Genomic DNA, 20,146 nt, shown 5'->3' with positions numbered 1-20,146 from the left:
TCCTTGAAAGGAGTTGAACCTGGTTACAAACCGGAGTCGTTGAAGTTACAAGGGAATGCTCTCGATAAGTACTGTTGGCTTTGTCAAGTTTTGCAGACCTTCAATCAATGTGCTCAGAACTTGGATGGCTTGGAGCGCCACAGCTTCAGGTCATTCAAAGCAGCTTTGCCGAGCATGCGGGCTGTTTCGGGGCAGGATGGAAAGCTCGGGGCAAGCCGTGGAACCTCGGATTTAACCTTGGCTTGCTCAAGGTGCAATGTCCACCACGATCTCGCGCACCGCTGCCCGCCCTGTTTCATCCACGGCGCGCAGCACATGGCGCTGGCCGGATTCGGCCATGGGCGGCAGCCAGGCCAGGCCTTCACCGGGGGCGGTGCGGCCTATCAGTGCGTCGCCAGCAAACCAGTAAATGCTGTGCGTGCCGGCCCCGGCTTCGGCGCGCAGCACCAGGGGCTGGGGCTGACGGCTGCGCAGCGTGTGGCGCACACCGCGCAGCGGTGAGGTGATGCGCGGGCCTGCATCGTCCGCAGCCTGATCGTCCGCTGTATCCGCGCTGCAGTCGGGCGCTTGCAGGCTGGTGCGCGGCAGGCCGCTTTGGCGGAACAGGCGTTGCATATCGCTGCCCCACTGCTCCACCACCTGCTGGCGCGCATGGGGGCCGGGGCCGCACAGCAGCTCGCCGGTTTCCGCATGCACCCAAACGCTGCGGTGTAGCGCATTGGTGGTAATGGGGGATTTGCCGGCGATAAACCAGGTCTTGGTGCGCACGGGGCACAGGGCATCGGGCAGCTCGCCGGTGGCCGCACAGACTTCGATCTCGCGCAGGTCGGCCGGCTGGGGGCGGGGCATGGCGCCCGGGTCCAGGCGCTGGGCACGCAGGGCATCGACCATGCGCAAAAACAGCGGTGCCGCTGCGTCCACGCCCACCAGGGCCTGGTTGCTGCTGCCGTCGAAATTGCCCATCCAGACCACCAGTACATGGCGGCCAAAAACGCCGGCCGTCCAGGCATCGCGAAAGCCCCAGGAGGTGCCGGTCTTCCAGGCAATCGCCGGCCTTGCTGGCAGGCCGGTGTCGGGGCGGGGCGCATGGCGCAGCATGTCCAGGGTGATGAAGGCGGCCTCAGGGCTGAGCAGTTGCAAGGGCTGGGCCAGCGGCGAGGGCGGCGCCTGCTCCCTCTGCTGCACATAGCGCAGGGGCTGGCGCATGCCGCCGTTGGCCAATGTGGCGTACAGCCCGGCCAGCTCCTCGGGTGTGACCTCGCCGCCGCCCAGCACCAGGGCCAGACCGTAATGGGCCTGGCTTTTGAGCTTTTGCACGCCGGCCAGGCGCAGAAAGTCATGCAGCCCGGGCTGGCCCAGCCGCGCAGCCACGGCCACGGCGGGAATATTGCGGCTGCGTATCAACGCGTCCTGGGCCGAGACCGGGCCGGCAAAGCGCAGGTCGAAGTTCTCGGGGGCATAGGGGCCGAAATGCGTGGGCGCGTCCTTGAGCATGGTCTTGGCATGCAGCAGGCCCTGGTCCAGCGCCAGGGCATAGACAAAGGGCTTGAGCGTGGAGCCCGGTGAGCGCTTGGCCTGGGTGCCGTTGACCTGGCCCGCAATCTCCACGTTGTACCAGTCAGCCGAGCCAATCAGGGCGCGCACCTCCATGGTGGAGGCATCCAGTAGCAGGGCGCTGGCATTGTGCAGGCCCTTGTCGGCCTGGGTGCGCAGGTACTGGTCCATGATGCGCTCCAGCGTGGTTTGCATGCGCAGGTCCAGCGTGCTGTGGATCTGCTGGCCATGCTCGCGCGCCAGCAGCATATCGGTGGCGTGGGGGGCCAGAAAGGGCAGGGCGGAGCGGGCCCGGGCGGGCAGCACCAGCTGGGCATCGGCCGCGTGTAAAAGTGCTTCGGGCGCCCGCTGCTGCCACAGTGCCAGCAGCCGCTGGCGTGCGGCCTGCAGCTCCGTATTTCCCCCCTTATCGCCCCCTTTATTGCCACCTTGTTGGCTGCCGCGTTCGGCAATGCGCTTGGCCGGGTTTTGCGGAATCACCGCCAGGCTCAGGGCCTCGGGCAGATTCACATCGGCGGCGGGCTTGCGGAAATAAATCAGGCTGGCGGCCTGCACGCCCTCGATGTTGCCGCCATAGGGCGCGGTGTTGAGGTAGGCCTCCAAAATATCGCGCTTGCTGTGGCGGGCTTCCAGCCACAGCGCGGCGGCCAGCTGCTGCAGCTTGCCGCCATAGCTGCGGCTATCTATGCCATAAACGCGCCGGGCCAGCTGCATGGTGAGGGTGGAGCCGCCCTGGCGCCGCCCGCCGCTGGCCATATGCCAGGCGCTGCGCAGCAAGGCCGTGGGGCTGATGCCAAGGTGCCAGAAAAAGCGCCGGTCCTCATACAGCAGCACGGCTTCCACCAGCGTGGGCGAGATCTGATCCAGCGGCACCCAGAGCCGGTATTGCTGGTCCGGCGCCAGCGTCAGCCGAAGCAGCTCGCCCCCCCGCGCATACACGGCGCGCGAGCCGCTGATGCCCTCGCGCAGCGGCGCATGCGGCCACAGGCGCAGGCCCGCTAGCAAGGTCGTGAGCAGGGCCAGGAGTAGCAGCAAGGCCAGGCCCAGCCGGGCCAGCTTGTGATGTGGGAGACGCAAGTGCATGGCGGGCATCGTCAAGCGCAGCATTGGCGGCATTGGCGGCATTGCGCCAGCCCCTCACCTCGGAGGGGCGAGGGAACCATACCAGGGCCCAGCGCTTGAAACTGGCGCAGCCCATGCCAGGGCTGCCGCGCAAGGGCCGCCCCGCGGCGCTGGCAGCGTCCCCCTGCCCGCATCGCGTAGCGGTGCGAGAGCGGGGGGAAGGCGCGAAGCGACTCAGGGGGGTGTTTCACGCTTTATTCCACCACCTTCAACCGCCCCCCCATGGCCCGCGAAAACACACGCCGGCCATACATGGCTTCGCCATAGGCCGGGGGCACCACATAGTCGCCCACGGTGGCGGCGCGGGCCTTGTAGGTGATCTCGGCTACGTCCTTGCCCACATCGCCATAGAGCACGATGCAGTCCTCGCGGATGTCGGCGTATTCCAGATTCCATGAACCCTTGGAGGCCAGGCGCTTTTTCCACAAGGGCTCGCTCTCCTGCTCCTCGGCTTCCTCGTCGTTGCTGGCATCGCTGGCGCTTTGCAGCACCGGCTCCAGGCCGCCGGGCAGCATGTCCACCAGGGCCACGTTAGGGATCAGCGCCTTGTCCAGGCTGCGCACCCGCACGCGCACCGTGACCTCATCGCCCAGCTTGACCTGGGTGACGGGCTGGCCCTTGGCGTCCAGGATGTCGTGGAAGATTTCCATGCCCTTGTGCAAGGCCTTGTCGGGCACATTGCGTTCAAAGCCCTGCTCGGTCCAGCTGTAGTAGAGGGTGAAGTCGCTGTGGTTGGACAGCTTGAGCTTGTGGCTGCCCTCGGGCACGGCGGTGCGCGCCAAGGGGTTGATGCCGCCCAGGGCCAGGGCGGTGGCCTGGTTCTTGGCGTTCAAGGCCTGCACGTCGAGCTTGCCTGCCGCATTCACGGCCACGGCGTCGAAATAGGCGTCCACGGCCAGCAGCATGGTGGCCGAGGACAGGCTGTTGTACCAGCCGTCGCGCACCATGCCGGCCAGGCCTTCCCAGACGCTGGGCTGGAGCGTCTTGAGGCGTTCGGGGAAATGGCGTGCCACCAGGTGCAGCAGCATGCTGTCGTGCACCAGCGGGTCGTAATAGCTGCCCCACAGTGTGCGGCGCTGCTTGCTGTTCACGCGCTTGAGCAGATCGGCCCAGACCGGGTCCAGCAATTCCTTGGCGGCCTTGTCCTGCTTGACCAGCAAATAGGTGGCGGCCAGATAGGCCGCGCCCAGGTCATCGGTCAGGGCGGGCTGGTTGCTCCAGCTCTGGCGCAGATTGGCCAGGGCCGAGGGCAGTACCATGCCCTGGCGGGCCAGCAGGTACACGGCCTGGGCACGCTGGCGCCAGGCGTCTGGAGTGGTGCCGCCACTACCCACCCACTGGTGCAGATAGCTGTTGGCCTGGTCCAGCAGGTCCTGGGGCACGGCCAGCTTGTGCTGTTTGGCCTCTACCAGCAGTTGCACGGCATACAGCGTGGCAAAGGGGTCGGCATGGCTGCCGCCGGGCCAGGCCGCAAAGCCGCCCTCGCTGCTTTGGCGTGTGCGCAGCTGCACCAGATAGCGGTCCAGCGTCTTGCGTGTCGTGGGCAGCGGGCCTTGCTCGGCCGTGCGGCCGCGTTGCATTTCCTTGAGCAGCTCGGGCCGGGTGGACAGCAGCACGGCCGGGAAGGTCTGGCTGGTGATTTGCTCGGTGCAGCCGTGGGGATAGGCCTCCAGGTATTGCATCAGCCCCGTGGCAAAGGCCCAGGGCGCGGCCGATACGGCCAGGTCGCTGCGTCGGAAGTTGGGGTAGAGCTCGGCCTGGCTTTGGAGTTCGCCCGCGCGCTGAAAGCTGCCGGCCTGCACCAGGCTGACATAGGGCGAGGCAGGGCGCACGCTGACCTCTTCGCTCAGGCGCGTGCTATAGCCCTGGTGGCTGGCGCTGAACACCAGCGGGGCGGATCCCAGCTGGGCCTGGGCGCCGGGCTTGGCGCGCACCTTGAAGCGGGCTCGGCCCTCGCCGCCTTCGTTGACGGACAGGGTTTGCGTGGCCTCGCCCACCACCTCCAGCCCGCCCGAGGCGCTGAGGCTGAGCTTGATGGGGGCCTTCTTGCCCGAGCCGCGAATATTGTTGGCCAGGCCCACACCCACTTCCACCACATCACCGGGTGCCATGGCCAGCGGGGCGCTGGGCAGCAGCACCATGTCGCCGCGCACCGTGGTCTGGGTGCTCAGGGCCGCGGCCTGGCTGTCGCTGATGGCCACGGCCATGACGCGCAGGCTGCCGTTGAAGCGCTCGGGCACGGTGTAGCTGAATTCGCGGCTGCCATTCACATCGACCAGGCCGGACCAATAGGCCACGGGCTTGTCGCGCTTGCGCTTGAAGGGGTTAAGGTGCTTGCCTAAAGCGCCTTCACCGTCGCCACCGGGGGCTGCGGCCTGCATGAGTTTTTTGAACTCGGGCAGGATCATGTCCAGCGTCTGCTGGGTCTCGACCTCCAGCGCGCGCTTTTGGAAGAAGTGTTTGAGCGGGTCGGGCGTCTTGTAACGCGCCACCTGCAAAATGCCTTCGTCCACGGCAAACACCACGGCGCGCGTGGGCTTGTCGCTGGTGAGCTGCATCTTCATGGGCTGGCCGGGTTTGATGAGCTCGCTGCTGGTCAGCGTGATCTTGGCGCGGCGCTGGTCCAGCGTGGTGGCAAAAGGCATGACGCCATGGGACAGCGGGCTCATATAGATCTCATCCGAGGACGGATCGCGCACAAAATGCACGCTGACATAGCCCGTGCCTTCAAAGTCCTTGGGCAGGGTGATTTTCTGCACCGAGGCGGTCTTGTCGGTCTTGAACCAGCTGTGGGCATAGACCTTGTCGCGTTCGATGGTGATCAGGCCCGCACCCACATAGGGTGCGCGGATGCTGACCGAGATTTCCTGGCCGGGGACGTAGTCTTTTTTGTCCAGGGTGAGTTCCAGCTCGGCATTGCGGTCTAGCGAGCGCGTGATGTTGGCGCTGCCGGCCACGCTGTATTCGATGCGGCTGAGCACCTGGTCCTGGGCATTGCGCAGCACATAGGCAAAGTTGCCGGGCGTGGCCGTGTCCAGCTGCAGCGGGCTGCCTGCGGCCGCTATGGCCCAGGGCTTTTCATCCAGCAGCACATCCTTGCGGCGTGACTCGTAGCGGTACAGGCCGTTGCCCTGCTTGACCAGCACCGACAGCACCTTGCGCTCCACGCGCTGCAGTTTGAGTGCGGGCAGGGCCATTTTCTGCGCCTGTGGGTTGATGGCAATCAGCTGGGCATTGCGCACCGCGCTCTTGCTAATGTAGCGCGCATCGCCGTCGAGCTTGACGCCCACCAGATAGGGTTGGTCGCTGACCAGGGTGCGCACCTCGGCCGAGACGCTGCGCCCGCCCTCGGGCTCGAAAGCCTTGGCCAGCACCTGCACCTGGTAGGTGGCGGGGGCAAAGCGGGACAGGCGCAGGTCGAACTCGGTTTTGCCGTCGTCGCCGGTTTCTTGTTCGCCCAGCTCGTCTTCCTGGCGCTCGCCGTCATGCTGGGGTAGGTAAAAGCCATAGTCCGCATGGGCGCTGAAGGAGGGGAAGGCCGGCGTCAGCGTCATCGTGGCTTGCACCTTGCGCTGGGGTGCGGGCGTGCCGAACAGGTTCTGCACATCGACCAGGGCCTTGAGATCCTGGGGGCGTACCCAGCCCTCGGTGCTTTGCTGGTTGAGCGTCAGCTTGATCTTGCTGCGGTCGGGCAGGAACTCCTGTACCTTGACCGTGGTGCTGCCCAGCAGCAGGCCCTGGGCATCGGGCGAGCCCGCGCTGGTGGGGCGCGGCAGATACAGGCTCACCGTGTAATTGCCCGTGGGGGCCGTGTCCTCGGTGCTGTGTTCGATCTCGGCTGCGCCGCTGGGGCCCAGGCGCAGTTTTTCGCGGCGCACGCTCATGCCACGGGCGTCGGTGATCTCCACCTCCATGGGCAGGTCGCTGAGCGAGGTGGACCAGTTGCCGGCCTTGACCATCATGGCGATGTGCATGGTCTCGCCGGGGCGGTACATGCCGCGATCGCTGAACACATAGGCCGTCATCTGGTTGGGAATACCGGCAGAGCGCAGGCCGCCCACGTCGAAGCGGGAGACATCCAGCGTGCGGTCGTAGCGGTTCAGCGGCAGAAAGCTCAGGTCTCCGCCCTTGCGCACCACCAGGGCAATCGGCGCCTTCTCGCGCTGAAAGCCGGCCAGGCTGGGCAGCTTGGCGTGGCCTGCGGCATCGGTGGTCTGCGTGGCAATGGCCTGGCCGTTGCGGCCCCAGATCTCGACCTGGGCGCCCGCCACAGGCTGGCCCGTGGCAATGCTTTGCACAAACACATCGCGCGTGCCCGACAGCGACTTCTTCATCACCAGGCCCAGGTCGGTAACCAGGACCAGGCGCTGCTCGCCATAGCGCTCTAGCGCATCGCTTTCGTCTTGTTCTTCTTCGGCCTCGGCTTCTGACTGCTGGGCATCCGGCTCGGGCTTTTTCTTGGCTTTGGAAGGGTCGTAGCCGCGCAGCTTGAGCAAGAAGACGCCACGGCGGTTGCCGGCGTCGGCATGCAGATAGCTGCCGAAATCCACGGTCTCGTAATGGGGTTTGCCCGGGCGCAGGTTCAGCGGGATTTTTTTCTCGAACCGGTCCACCAAGTCATCGGCCTCTATGCCGTTGTAAAAGCGTGGATTCTCGAAACTGCCCTCGCTTTGCGAGATCAGATGCTGCAGCTGGGCCGGCAGCAGGCGGCCAATTTCCAGCTGCACGCCCGGCAGGTCGCGCACCAGGATGGGCAGCTTTTTCTCGCCCGACAGCGCCAGCAGCGCGCCCTGGCCCACGATGCTCAGTTCGGGGGGAAAGGGCTTGAGTTTGACGATGCGCTGGTAGGGCTCGCCCATCTGGTAGCCGCCCGGGGTCTTCATGCCCTTGGCCACGCGCACCAGCAGATAGCGCCCGCCTTCGGCCTGGGGCAGGCGAAAGCTGTGCAGCGCGCTGTGCTCCAGCTCGCTGGGAATCAGCACCGGCGCCAGCTTGCGTGCGCGGGTCAGCACTTCATCGCTCACCGCCTCTGGCGAGGCGGCCCAGTCAAAGTCGGCGGCGTCGCTACCGGGCTTTTGCTTGGCGGGCAGCATCCAGGCGCCGAGCACGCGGGTGATCTCGCGTTCGGGCACAGCCATGGAGGCTGTGATGTGCAGCACATGTTCGGGCTCGCCGTTTTCGTTGCTGACGATGCTGGGCTCGGCACTGGCGATGGACAGGCTGTACAGCCCGGGAATCGCCAATTGGTGCACCAGCTTGCGCTCCAGGGCCGGCCCGCCGCGTTCCGCCACGCTGCCTTCCGCGAGCCTGAATTCCACCTGGCTGGTTTGCCTGGGAATCTCCAGCGGCTCGGATTGCACCGTGACTTGCTGCTTCCACTGGTCATAGCGCACGGTGTACTGCAGATGCTTGCAAGCCACCTGGGTGTTGTGAGGCTGTGCATTGCAGTCGCCATAGCGCATAGAGATGCGCTTTTCAAACTCTGCCGTGTTCACCGGATGGGAAAAGCGCAGCGTGAACAGGGCGCGGCGCACATCGGCCTGGGTGGGGTCCTGGTAGAACTCGGCGCCCTCCAGGTTGACGACAAAGGCCGGGGCGCTGAATTCGTACTGGTCCTGGGCGATCTCCACATGCGGGGCCAAGGTCTTCTTGCCCAGGCGCACCAGGTATTTCTGGCCCACGGGCCAGTCCTGCTCGGGTTTGAACTCCAAGAGATCGGCCTGGGTCCAGGTCCATTGGCCGGCCAAGGCGGGTTCCATGCGGATATCCAGGGCCGCCTGGCCGATTTGTTCTATGGGGGCCGCCTCGGCTGAAAAGCGCAGGCGTGCGGGGTTGAACAGGGCGTCGGACTCTATGCGGGTGCGGTTGGGTGCCTCCATCGTGGCGCTGACCTGTTGGGGCGGCACCTGCTCGGGCGTGAGTCCATGCCACCACTTCAGCACGGAGGGGCTGGCCCACCAGCCCAGTGTCACTACCAGGGCGGCAATCAGTACCCAGGCCAGGCGCTGCTGCAGCCAGGCCAGCAGGCGTACCAACTGGCGGCCGACCCATGCCATCCATGCCGGGGGCTGCCAGGAGCCCACCAACAGCCGCAGCAGGCGGTGCAGCGGAGCCCAGCATCGCGCCAGCAGTTGCAGCAGCACGGTACTGGCCGCAGCCAGTTTTTGATTGGCAAGGCCAAGCATGAGAGTGGTTCCCGGGAGTTGTGGTGCGCGGTATGCGGGACAGGGGGCGCTGTCTTGAGCGGCCCTGCGTCCGGTTCAGGGCCTGAGTGTGGTGCAGGCCGGTGAAGCGGACATGGGCTGTGTGAAGCCGGTGTGAAATCTTGGCGGATCCAAGGCTGGAGTGGTGCAGGTTATCAAAAACAATAGCGGATAGCGCTTGCTACATAAGATTTTCAGATTGAAAACCTTCGGAGATGACGCCTGCAAAGCGGTAGCAGATACTGAATTGATAGTGCTTATTCGGCGGACTGCAATTGCTGCTCTGCCTTGTCGGCCCATTCCTGCAAGTGGGCGAGCAGATCGCTTTGGCTGAAGGAGCAGCTTTCCTCGGTGAACAAGGCGCCGGCTTCGAGCCGGTCCAGCAGGTTGAGCAGTACCTGGCCGTAGCGTGCGGGCAGGGCGGTGAGCAGGGCCTGGCTGGCGCGTGCCTGCTCGCTCAGTGCCGAGGCCGCAAGCTGCTGCCGGGAAAGCTGCTCCAGGCCCGAGCGCAATTGGGCCAGTTGCTGGGCGGCGAGAAGGCGGTCCGGGCTGGAAGTCATGCTGATGTCTCCTGAATCGTGGTTGAGGCGTGGCTCAGTGTAGGCCCGGCGGCTGTTGGTTTTTGGCTCGCATGTGCGGGGTTTTTCCGGGCAAGGGCTGAGCTTGGGACGGCGTTTGCGCGCAAATATTCACAACTCGGCGAAAATCACGGAATGAATGCGCTCAACATTGTCGAATACACCCAGAACCTGGGCTTGCACGCAAAAATTGCTTCCGCGCAGATGGCCCGTGCCTCTGCTGCCGTCAAAAACAGGGCTTTGCTGGCGCTGGCACGGCTGCTGCGCGAAAACGTGGAGGCGCTGCAGGTCGATAACGCCCGCGATCTGGAGCGGGCCCAGGCCAATGGCCTGTCCGACCCCATGGTGGACCGGCTGCGCCTCACGCCCAAGGTGCTCGAGACCTGTGCCCAGGGCTGCGAGCAGCTTGCGGCCATGGCGGATGTGATTGGCGAGATCATCGGCATGAAGCAGCAGCCCAGCGGCATACGCGTGGGCCAGATGCGCGTGCCTATCGGCGTGTTCGGCATGATTTACGAGAGCCGCCCCAATGTGACCATCGAGGCGGCCAGCCTGTCCATCAAGAGCGGCAATGCCTGCATTCTGCGCGGCGGCTCGGAGGCCATCGATTCCAACAAGGCCCTGGCCCGCCTCGTGGCCCTGGCCCTGGCTGAGGCCGGCCTGCCCGAGCATGGCGTGCAACTGGTGCAGACCACGGACCGCGAGGCCGTGGGCCGGCTCATCGCCATGCCCGAGTATGTGGATGTGATCATTCCGCGCGGCGGCAAGGGCTTGATAGAGCGCATCAGCCGCGAGGCCAAGGTGCCCGTGATCAAGCACCTGGACGGCAATTGCCACACCTATGTCGACGATCCCTGCGACCTCGCCATGGCCGTCAAGGTGGCCGACAACGCCAAGACCAACAAGTACAGCCCCTGCAATGCCAGCGAAAGCCTGCTCGTGGCGCGCGGCGTGGCAGCAGAGTTTCTGCCCCGGATAGGTGCCATCTACGCGGGCAAGGGCGTGGAGATGCGCGGCTGCCCCGAGTCGCTGGCGATTCTGCAGGCCGTGGCCGGTGCCAAGCTGGCTGCGGCCACCGAGCAGGACTGGGGCGAGGAATACCTGGCGCCCATCATCAGCATCAAGGTCGTGGACGGTCTGGACCAGGCGATTGCGCACATCAACCAGTACTCCAGCCATCACACGGACGCGATCCTCACGCGTGACCACATGCATGCGCAGCGCTTTTTGCGCGAGGTCGATTCGGCCAGCTGCATGGTCAATGCGAGCACGCGCTTTGCCGATGGCTTCGAGTACGGTCTGGGTGCGGAGATCGGCATCAGCACCGACAAGTTCCATGCGCGCGGACCCGTGGGCATAGAAGGTCTGACATCGCTCAAGTACGTGGTTCTGGGCGAGGGCGAGGTCCGGGCCTAAATCCCGCGCAGAGCATGAAGATCATCATTCTCGGCGCAGGCCGCGTGGGGCACAGCGCGGCTGAAAGCCTGGTCTCCGAGCGCAACGACATCACCGTCATCGACACCGACGAGCGACGGCTGCGCGAGCTGCAGCAGCGCTTTGACCTGCGCGGCGTGGTCGGCAGCGGTACCGATCCGCGCGTGCTGGCCGAGGCCGGGGCCAAGGATACGGACTTGCTGATTGCCTGCGCAACGCTGGACGAGACCAATCTCGTGTGCTGCAAGCTGGCCCAGGTGATGTTCGAGATCCCCACGCGCATTGCGCGCGTGCGCTCCTCGGGCTTCAAGGTGGATGACCCGGTGCTGGGCCGTGAGGGCTTCGGGGTGGACCGCATCATCTGTCCCGAGGAGTCGCTGACCAACTACATCCTGAAGCTCATAGAGTTTCCTTCGGCCATGCAGGTGCGCGCCTTCGCGGGCGGGCGTGCGGCCCTGGCCTCGGCCAGGGCGCGCGCGGGCGCATCCGCCGTGGGGCGGCAGATCGGCGAGCTGCGCAGCGGCATGCCGGACCTGCCGATGCGCATCGTGGCCATCTATCGGCGCTTTCTCGACGAGCCCGACCGCTTTGTGCGCTGTGATGGAGCAACCCGCATCGAGCCTGGTGACGAGGTGTTCGTGCTGGCCGCGCGCGATCAGCTGCCCGAGGTGCTGCGCGCCATCAACTGCCCCGAGGGCCATCCCGTGCGGCCCGTGTTCCGCATCATGGTTGCGGGTGGAGACCAGGTGAGCCAGCGTCTGGCCAAGCAGCTGGCGCGGGTGCCGGGCCAGTTCCATGTCAAGCTCATAGAGTCGGATGAGGACAGCTGCATGGAGCTGGCCTCCACGCTGCCTTCCGAGGTGCTGGTGCTGCACGGCGATGCCACGGACGAGGACCTGCTGGCCGAGGAGAGCATCGAGGAGGTCGACCTCTTTCTGGCGCTGACCAATGATGACGAGAACAACATCATGTCCAGTCTGCTGGCCAAGCGCATGGGGGCGCGGCGCGTGCTGGCCCTGATCAACCGCCGCGCCTATGCGGACCTGATGCACGGCACGCAGATCGACATTGCGCTGTCGCCGGCCCAGGCCATGCTGGGCGAGCTGCTGGCCTTTGTGCGCCGCGGCGATGTGCAGGCCGTGCACAGCCTGCGCCGGGGCGTGGCCGAGGCGCTGGAGATCGTGGCGCGCGGCGACCGCAAGAGCTCGCGGGTCGTGGGACGACGGGTCGAGGATCTGCGCGTGCCCGAGGACGCGCATATCGGCCTCATCGTGCGCGGCATTCCCGAGGGCGAGAACGCGGCCGAGACGCAGGTCGAGCCCGAGGTCATCATCCCGCGCAGCCACACCGTGATCGAGAGTGGCGACCATGTGGTGTTCTTTCTTCCGCACAAGCGACTGGTGCGCGATGTGGAAAACCTGTTCCGCGTGAGCGCAACCTTCTTCTAGGCCCGGCACCATGCGCGATTTGTTCCCGGTCTTGCGCGTGCTGGGCATGCTCATGGTCCTGTTCGCCCTGGCGATGCTGCTGCCGTTCGGCATCTCCTGGTTTGCCGATGACGGCATCTGGCGCATCTACCCCTGGGCCATGGCGATCACGGCGGCAGCCGGCCTGGGGCTGTGGCTCGGGCTGCGCCACTACAAGCGCGAGCTGCAGACCCGGCACGGCGTGATTCTCGTGACCCTGGTCTGGGTGGTGTTGCCGCTGTGCGCCACCTTGCCCCTGGTGCTTGGCATGAACCACATAGGCCTGCGCATCAGCTTCACGCATGCATATTTCGAAGCCGTCTCCGGGCTCACGACCACGGGCGCGACGGTACTCAGCGGTGTGGACGAGCTGCCGGTGTCCATCAACGTCTGGCGCACTTTTCTGCAATGGTTGGGGGGCATGGGGATCCTGATTCTGGCCGTGGCCATCCTGCCGCTGCTGGGCGTGGGCGGGGCACAGCTGTTTCGCGCCGAGGCGGCAGGCCCGGTCAAGGACACCAAGCTCACGCCGCGCATGACGGAAACGGCCAAGGGCCTGTGGGCCGTGTACGGGGTGTTCTCCCTGGCCTGCGGCCTGGCTTTCTGGGCCGGCGGCATGCGGCCGCTGGATGCGCTGATGCACATGTTCGCCACGGTGAGCCTGGGCGGCCTGTCCTCGCACGATGCGAGCTTTGCCTACTTCGACTCCTTGCTGCTGGAGAGCATTGCCCTGGTCTTCATGCTGCTGGCCAGCTGCAACTTCGCGCTGTACTTCATCGCCATGCGCAAGGGCCGCTGGGACGGCTTCTGGCGCGACCCCGAGATGCGCGCCACGCTGGCCGTGCTGCTGGGCGGCGGCCTGCTCGTGGCCGTGCTGTTGTGGGCCAAGGGCGTGTACGGGCCGCTGCAGGCGCTGCGCTACGGCGTCTTTCACGTGGTGTCGGTGGCCACGACCACGGGCTTTGCGACCACCGACTATCTGGCCTGGCCGGTGTTCGCTCCGGTGCTCATGCTGCTGCTGTCGGGCGTGGCCACGAGTGCGGGCTCCACAGGGGGAGGGATCAAGATGGTGCGCATGCTGATCTTGCTCAAGCAGGCGCGGCGCGAGCTCACGCGCCTGGCCCATCCCCGTGCGGTACAGCCCGTGCGTCTGGGCGATACCGTGGTCGGCAATCCCATGATTTTCTCGGTGCTGGCCTATATGCTGGTTTATGGTGCCACGGTGATTACGCTGAGCATGGTGCTGTTGCTCACCGACCTGGATACCGTGACCGCGTTCTCGGCCGTGCTGGCCAGCGTGCACTGTGTGGGGCCGGGGCTGGGAGCGATCGGGCCGGCTTCCAACTATGCGGCCCTGACCGACTTCCAGACCTGGATTTGCACACTGGCCATGCTGCTGGGGCGGCTGGAGATTCTGAGCTTCATGGCCTTGCTGTCACCCGCCTTCTGGCGCAGGTGAAATGCTTGACTAGGGTAAACGCGAGGCTCATGCTTCAATCCTTACAATTTCTCCCCACCGTTGTTCCCCGAGGGTTTTTATGGTTCCGCATCTCATCACGGCTTTGACAGGTCCGATCAACGAGCTAGAGCAGCGCATTTTGGACTCCATGCCGGCGATAGAGCGTTGGTTCCGGCTCGAGTGGATGGAACACACGCCGCCGTTCTATTGCTCGGTGGACATCCGCAATGCCGGTTTCAAGCTGGCCCCTGTGGATACGAATCTTTTCCCCGGCGGCTGGAACAACCTGACCGACGAAATGCTGCCTCTGGCCGTGCAGGCGGCCATGGCATCGATAGAGAAGATCTGCCCCGAGGCGCGCAATCTGCTCATCATTCCCGAGAACCACACGCGCAATACCCACTATCTGGCGAATGTGGTGCAGCTCAAGCGCATCTTCACCATGGCCGGGCTGAACGTGCGCATAGGCTCGATCAGCCCCGATGTGAAGAAGACGACCACGGTCACCCTGCCCCAGGGCGAGACGGTGACGCTGGAGCCCGTGATCCGCAGCAAGCGCCGCATAGGGCTCAAGGGCTTCGATCCCTGCACCATCCTGCTCAACAACGATCTTTCGGTCGGCGTACCCGGCATCGTCGAGGAGCTCTACGAGCAATATCTGCTGCCGCCCCTGCATGCGGGCTGGAGCATGCGCCGCAAGAGCCGCCATTTCCAGAGCTATGAGGAGGTGGCCAAGCGTTTCGGCAAGCTGCTGGGCATAGATCCCTGGCTGATCAACCCCTTGTTCGAGCGCGGCGAGGGCCTGGACTTCACCGATGGCGTGGGCATGGAGGCCCTGGCCGACCAGGTCGACGTGCTGCTGGCCAAGGTCAGGCGCAAGTACAAGGAATATGGGATCAAGGAAAAGCCTTTCGCCGTGGTCAAGGCCGATCACGGCAGCTATGGCCTGGGGGTGATGACGGTGCGCGATGCCAAGGAGCTGGCCGCACTGCCGCGCAAGAGCCGCAGCAAGATGGGCACGACCAAGGACGGCCAGGCCGTGCACGACGTCATCATCCAGGAGGGCGTGCTGACCCAGGAGCGCATGAGCAATGCCGTGGCCGAGCCCGTGGTCTACACCATGGACCGCTATGTGGTCGGCGGCTTTTACCGAATGCATCCCGAGCGCGATGTGGATGAAAACCTCAACGCGCCGGGTGCAGGCTTTGTTCCTCTGGCGTTTCAGCACAGCAACCAGTTGCCGCAGCTCGGCGCCCGCCCGGGTGCGAGTGCGCCCAATCGTTTCTACATGTATGGGGTGGTTGCTCGCGTAGCCATGCTGGCTGCAAGTTACGAGCTTGAGGCAACGAATCCCGATGCCGAGGTCTACGACTGAGTAGCGTCAACACGTTCTGAGAGGTGTGGGTGTGGCATAAGCACCTATGTCACACCTTGTGCCAGCAAGCGCTGGGCAAGCACGGGCCGTGCAGCGCAAAATGCTCGCATCCTTGATGCTCCGCGCCGCCTGAGAACCAGGCGGATGCAAAATCCGTGCAAAAAACCAGATCCTCGTTGGCCGCACTCACTCTGGGCGCCATAGGCGTTGTGTACGGCGACATCGGCACCAGCGTGCTGTACTCGGTCAAGGAGGTCTTTCGCTCGGGCCATGTGCCGTTCACTCCAGCCAATGTCTATGGCGTGCTGTCGGTGCTGTTCTGGACATTGACGGTCATCGTCTCGCTCAAGTACGTGGTGCTGGTGCTGCGTGCAGACAACAACGGCGAAGGCGGGCTTGTGGCCATGCTGGCCCTGGCATCCCAGGCGGTCAAGGACAAGCCGCAGCTGCGCAAAAGCCTGTTGCTTGTCGGCCTGTTCGGCACCTCGCTGTTTTACGGCGACGGCGTGATCACCCCGGCCATCTCGGTGCTCTCGGCTGTCGAGGGTTTGGAGGTGGTTTCGCCGCACTTCAGACGGGCCGTGATTCCCCTGACCCTGCTGATACTGCTGTGCCTGTTCGGGCTGCAAAAGCGCGGCACGGCCGGTGTGGGCAAATTTTTCGGGCCGGTCACTCTGGTCTGGTTCTTCTGCATTGGGGCCCTGGGTGTGAACCAGATCGTCGGTCACCCCGAAATCCTGGCTGCGCTGAGCCCCCACCATGCCTTGCTCTTCATCTGGCACAGCCCGGGCATCAGCTTCATCATTTTGGGTGCCGTGGTTTTGTGTGTGACCGGGGCCGAGGCCTTGTATGCGGACCTTGGCCACTTCGGCAGGACGCCGATCCGCCTGGCCTGGTTCTCCATTGCCATGCCCGCGCTCACGCTCAACTACTTCGGTCAGGGGGCCTTGCTGCTGGCGAATCCCGAAGCCGTGAAGAATCCGTTCTACATGATGGCCCCGGCCTGGGCCTTGCTGCCCCTGGTCCTGCTCGCCACCCTGGCGGCGGTGATTGCCTCCCAGGCGCTGATCACAGGGGCATTCAGCGTGACGCGCCAGGTGATACAGCTGGGCTATTTGCCCAGGCTTGAAGTGCGGCACACCAGTGAGCGCGAAACCGGGCAAATCTATATCCCCATGGTCAACTGGGGCCTGTTTGTGGCCATTGCCCTGGCCGTGCTGCTGTTTCGTACGAGCGACAACCTGGCTGCGGCCTACGGGATTGCGGTTACTTTGGACATGCTGATCACGACCACGCTGACCTTCTTTGTGATCCGCTATCGCTGGAACTACCCTCTGGCCCTGTGCATAGGCGCCACCGGCTTCTTCTTCTGTGTGGACCTGGCCTTTTTTTCCTCCAACTTGCTCAAGCTGCTCGATGGCGGCTGGTTTCCGCTGCTCATCGGCGGTACGGTCTTCATGCTGATGATGACCTGGAGGCAGGGGCGCAATCTGCTGCATGAGAGGCTGCAGTCCGAGGCCATGGACCTGCCGGAGTTTCTCGCCTCCGTGTGGCGTCATCCGCCGGCCCGTGTGCCGGGCACGGCCATCTTTCTGTCGGGAGAGCCGGGCACGGTGCCGAATGCCTTGCTGCACAACCTCCGGCACAACAAGGTGCTGCACGCGCAAAACATCTTTGTGACTGTGCGCAACCATGAGCAGCCCTGGATAGAGCCGGCCAGAAGGCTGTGGGTCAAGTCGCTGGGCTCGGACTGCTGGCAGGTCATGATTCATTACGGGTTCAAGGATGAGCCGGACATGCCAGCGGCGCTGGCGCTGCTGCGTACCAAGGGGTGTCGGTTCGAACCGATGGAGACCAGCTACTTTCTCTCGCGCGATGTCATCATTCCCTCAATCAGCCATCGCATGGCACCATGGCGCGAAAAGCTTTTTGCGCAAATGCATCGCAATGCCAGCCGGGTTTCCGACTTCTTGCAGATGCCGAACAACTCCGTGGTCGAGCTGGGTTCCAAGATAGAGTTATAGCCAAAATGGCTTGTAGCGCTTTGCTGGCAAGCGCAAGCAGCTATCAATTTGTGAATGCAGGGCAGCGCGCCAGCGCAAAGTGCTCGCTGGTGACAGAATCGCGCGATGCGCTTTTTTCGTGACCTGAGCCCATCCGCCTTTGCTGCAGGCTTTGTTGCCGTGCTCGTCGGCTTTACCAGCTCCGTGGCCCTGGTGTTCCAGGCGGCCCAGGCCTTTGGAGCCACGCCCGAGCAGATCACCTCCTGGGTATGGGCTCTGGGATTGGGCATGGGGCTGTGTTCGCTGCTGCCGTCGCTGATTTTGCGCATGCCCGTCATGGTTGCCTGGTCCACTCCGGGGGCGGCCGTACTGGCGACTGCAGGCCTGGCTGGAGGCTTTTCCATGGCGCAGGCTGTGGGCGCTTTCATCGTCAGTGCGCTGCTCATCACCGTGGCCGGTGCCACGCGCTGGTTTGAGCGCATCATGAATCGCATCCCCGTGGAAATCGCTTCGGCCCTGCTGGCAGGCGTGCTGGCCAACTTCGGCATGCAGGCCTTTGCTGCCGCCCAGACGGCCTTGCCCTTGGTGCTGGTCATGCTGGTCACATATCTGCTGGCCAGCCGCCTGGTCCCACGCTATGCAGTTATCGCGACCTTGCTGGTATCGATTGCCTGGGCCGGCCTGAGCGGTCAGATGCAGTGGTCTGCCGTGCAGGCCGGTCTTGCGTGGCCAGTGTTCACAAAGCCGGAGTTCAGCAGCTCGGCCATCATCAGCCTGGCCTTGCCACTGTTCATCGTCACCATGGCTTCGCAGAACCTGCCAGGCGTGGCAGTGATTCGTGCCACGGGTTATGACATCCCCGTCTCGCGGGTCATCAGCATGACGGGCATTGCCACGCTGCTGCTGGCGCCGTTCGGGGGCTATGCCCTCAATCTCAGTGCCATCACGGCAGCGATTTGCATGGGGCCGCAAGCCCATGAGGACAAGTCGCGCCGCTATACGGCCGCAGCTGTCTGCGGTGTGTTCTATATCGTCATCGGCATTTTTGGCGCCCTGGTGACCGGCTTGCTGACGGCCTTTCCCAAGGAGTTGGTGATGTGTATTGCAGGCCTGGCCTTGCTGGGGTCGATTGGTAATGGGCTGGCCGTGGCATTCAAGCAGGAGCAGTATCGCGAGGCCGCGCTGATCACCTTTCTGGTCACGCTCAGCGGCGTCGTAATTGCCGGTGTGGGCTCGGCTTTTTGGGGTGTGGTCGCAGGCAGTCTTGCGCTATTGGTGCAACACTACGGACGTTTGCGCACAGGCTGAGCTGCTGCGCTGTTCTTCATCGACCCTCTGCAGGCGCGTGTGCGGCAGAGGGCTTCTCGTTGGTAATCCATGCAAATTCTCTTTGTTGCCGATCCTCTGGAGTCTTTCCAGACCTATAAGGACACCACATTTGCGATGATGCGCGAGGCGCAGCGGCGCGGGCATTCAATCGTGGCCTGTGAGCCCAGGCACATCTCCTGGCAGCGTGGTAGCAAGGTTGTGGCCCAGGTGCGCCGCATACGCCTGACGGGCGAGGCCCCGCAATGGTTTGAGATTCAGGGGGAGGGATTGCAGGAGCTGGCCGACTTTGACGCCATCATCATGCGCAAGGATCCGCCCTTTGACTCCGAATACTTCTATTCCACGCATTTGCTGGAGCAGGCCGAGCGTGAGGGCGCCCGGGTCTTCAACAAGCCGCGTGCCCTGCGCGATCACCCCGAGAAGCTGGCGATCTTGGAGTTTCCGCAGTTCATCGGGCCAACCCTGGTCACGCGCAGCGCCGACGATATCCGCAGCTTTCATGCAGAGCATCAGGACATCATTCTCAAGCCCCTGGATGGCATGGGTGGCATGGGCATCTTTCGCGTGGGGCCTGATGCGCGAAACCTGGGTAGCATCATAGAAACCCTGAACCAGGGTGGTGCCACCAGCGTCATGGTGCAGAAATTCCTGCCCGAGATTACGGAAGGCGACAAGCGCGTGCTCATCATCGGCGGCAAGCCCGTGCCTTTCTGTCTTGCGCGCATTCCCCAGGGCAGCGAAGTGCGCGGCAATCTCGCCGCTGGTGGCAAGGGAGTGGCCCAGCCACTCAATGAGCATGACACGGCCATGGCCCAGGCCATAGGGCCCGTGCTCATGGAGCGAGGCCTGCTGCTCGCAGGTGTCGATGTGATCGGGCAATGCATTACGGAAATCAACGTCACCAGCCCCACCTGTTTCCAGGAAATCTTTGACCAGACCGGCTGCGATGTTGCTGCACTGTTTCTGGATGCCTTGGAGCAGGCTTTGGCGGCTTGAGTCTGAGCCGCCCGTGAGGGCGGGGTGAACTGCCTCGGGCGAGTCGCCTGCAGTATGAGGAAACTTTTCCGAGTCTGGGGAAAACTGCTGCGGGCTTGCCTAAATCCATGCTATAGTTCGGCCCCTCGCAACACAGCAATCACTGATCGCTGTTGAGGTGAGGAAAAACTTCAGTGAGATCGCTAAAAACCGTGATACACTGCAAGGCTTGCTTGATGCAAGCGGTGCTTTTGGGTGTGGATGCAATCTCGAAAATACGAATTGCGAAACATCAAAAAAACGTGCTACAATACAAGACTTCGCTGATTGCAGCGAGCTTGAGAAAAGGGGCTAGGCCTCTGCTCTCGGATCCTTAAAAATATACAGCCGATAAGCGTGGGCGTTTGATGGCAAGCAGCCAAGTTCTTCGGAACTATCAAACGCTCATGAACAGTAATTGTTGAAGTTATCTTCATCAATTCCATTTTTGAGCAAAGTCGAAAGACTTTAAATTTCAAGATCGAACTATAGAGTTTGATCCTGGCTCAGATTGAACGCTGGCGGCATGCCTTACACATGCAAGTCGAACGGTAACAGGTCTTCGGATGCTGACGAGTGGCGAACGGGTGAGTAATACATCGGAACGTG

10 protein-coding genes and 1 rRNA gene are annotated in these 20,146 nt (G+C 63.8%); 8 read left to right on the top strand and 3 right to left on the bottom strand.

Annotated elements, in window-relative coordinates; genetic code table 11:
- Positions 1–246: 246 nt before the first annotated feature.
- The 3 genes from pbpC to G486_RS0116550 form a co-directional block, all read right to left on the bottom strand.
- Positions 247–2,637, bottom strand: coding sequence for a penicillin-binding protein 1C (pbpC, locus tag G486_RS0116560; protein WP_211233802.1), 2,391 nt, complete (start codon positions 2,635–2,637; stop codon positions 247–249).
- 233 nt (positions 2,638–2,870) lie between these two features.
- Positions 2,871–8,861 (bottom strand): alpha-2-macroglobulin family protein, encoded by a 5,991-nt coding sequence (locus G486_RS0116555; protein WP_027016540.1) that lies wholly within the window; start codon positions 8,859–8,861, stop codon positions 2,871–2,873.
- Between the two features lie 275 nt (positions 8,862–9,136).
- Entirely contained in the window at positions 9,137–9,439 is a 303-nt protein-coding gene (locus G486_RS0116550) for a hypothetical protein (RefSeq protein WP_027016539.1), read from the bottom strand.
- 153 nt (positions 9,440–9,592) lie between these two features.
- Here G486_RS0116550 and G486_RS0116545 point away from each other — a divergent pair, with 153 nt between their 5' ends.
- The 8 genes from G486_RS0116545 to G486_RS0116505 form a co-directional block, all read left to right on the top strand.
- A complete protein-coding gene (locus G486_RS0116545; RefSeq protein WP_027016538.1) occupies positions 9,593–10,873 on the top strand; it encodes a glutamate-5-semialdehyde dehydrogenase in 1,281 nt (426 codons plus the stop codon).
- Between the two features lie 14 nt (positions 10,874–10,887).
- The gene (trkA, locus tag G486_RS0116540; RefSeq protein WP_027016537.1) at positions 10,888–12,339 is read left to right on the top strand and encodes a Trk system potassium transporter TrkA; all 1,452 of its coding nucleotides are present in this window, start codon (positions 10,888–10,890) and stop codon (positions 12,337–12,339) included.
- Positions 12,340–12,349: 10 nt separating this feature from the next.
- Positions 12,350–13,816, top strand: coding sequence for a TrkH family potassium uptake protein (locus G486_RS0116535; RefSeq protein WP_027016536.1), 1,467 nt, complete (start codon positions 12,350–12,352; stop codon positions 13,814–13,816).
- A gap of 79 nt (positions 13,817–13,895) precedes the next feature.
- Positions 13,896–15,191, top strand: a complete 1,296-nt coding sequence (gene gshA, locus G486_RS0116530) for a glutamate--cysteine ligase (protein WP_027016535.1) — start codon at positions 13,896–13,898, stop codon at positions 15,189–15,191.
- A 155-nt stretch (positions 15,192–15,346) separates the two neighbouring features.
- Positions 15,347–17,215, top strand: a complete 1,869-nt coding sequence (locus G486_RS0116525) for a potassium transporter Kup (protein WP_027016534.1) — start codon at positions 15,347–15,349, stop codon at positions 17,213–17,215.
- Between the two features lie 105 nt (positions 17,216–17,320).
- Positions 17,321–18,502, top strand: a complete 1,182-nt coding sequence (locus G486_RS0116515) for a benzoate/H(+) symporter BenE family transporter (RefSeq protein ID WP_027016533.1) — start codon at positions 17,321–17,323, stop codon at positions 18,500–18,502.
- A gap of 69 nt (positions 18,503–18,571) precedes the next feature.
- On the top strand, positions 18,572–19,519 hold the full coding sequence (gshB, locus tag G486_RS0116510; protein WP_027016532.1) for a glutathione synthase: 948 nt from the start codon (positions 18,572–18,574) through the stop codon (positions 19,517–19,519).
- Between the two features lie 501 nt (positions 19,520–20,020).
- Positions 20,021–20,146 (top strand): 16S ribosomal RNA (locus tag G486_RS0116505); the annotation flags it as partial.

The sequence above is a fragment of the Comamonas composti DSM 21721 genome (genome assembly GCF_000429845.1).
Lineage (GTDB): Bacteria > Pseudomonadota > Gammaproteobacteria > Burkholderiales > Burkholderiaceae_C > Comamonas > Comamonas composti.
Note: the sequence above shows the minus strand (reverse complement) of the source record. Positions and strands in the feature narration are given on the sequence as shown.

Bases quoted from the DNA above. Each gene is read 5' to 3' on its own strand.
- G486_RS0116515 (WP_027016533.1), top strand. From the start codon at position 17,321: ATGCGCTTTTTTCGTGACCTGAGCCCATCCGCCTTTGCTGCAGGCTTT.
- G486_RS0116535 (WP_027016536.1), top strand. From the start codon at position 12,350: ATGCGCGATTTGTTCCCGGTCTTGCGCGTGCTGGGCATGCTCATGGTC.
- G486_RS0116555 (WP_027016540.1), bottom strand. From the start codon at position 8,861: ATGCTTGGCCTTGCCAATCAAAAACTGGCTGCGGCCAGTACCGTGCTG.
- pbpC (WP_211233802.1), bottom strand. From the start codon at position 2,637: ATGCACTTGCGTCTCCCACATCACAAGCTGGCCCGGCTGGGCCTGGCC.
- gshA (WP_027016535.1), top strand. From the start codon at position 13,896: ATGGTTCCGCATCTCATCACGGCTTTGACAGGTCCGATCAACGAGCTA.
- trkA (WP_027016537.1), top strand. From the start codon at position 10,888: ATGAAGATCATCATTCTCGGCGCAGGCCGCGTGGGGCACAGCGCGGCT.
- gshB (WP_027016532.1), top strand. From the start codon at position 18,572: ATGCAAATTCTCTTTGTTGCCGATCCTCTGGAGTCTTTCCAGACCTAT.
- G486_RS0116550 (WP_027016539.1), bottom strand. From the start codon at position 9,439: ATGACTTCCAGCCCGGACCGCCTTCTCGCCGCCCAGCAACTGGCCCAA.
- G486_RS0116545 (WP_027016538.1), top strand. From the start codon at position 9,593: ATGAATGCGCTCAACATTGTCGAATACACCCAGAACCTGGGCTTGCAC.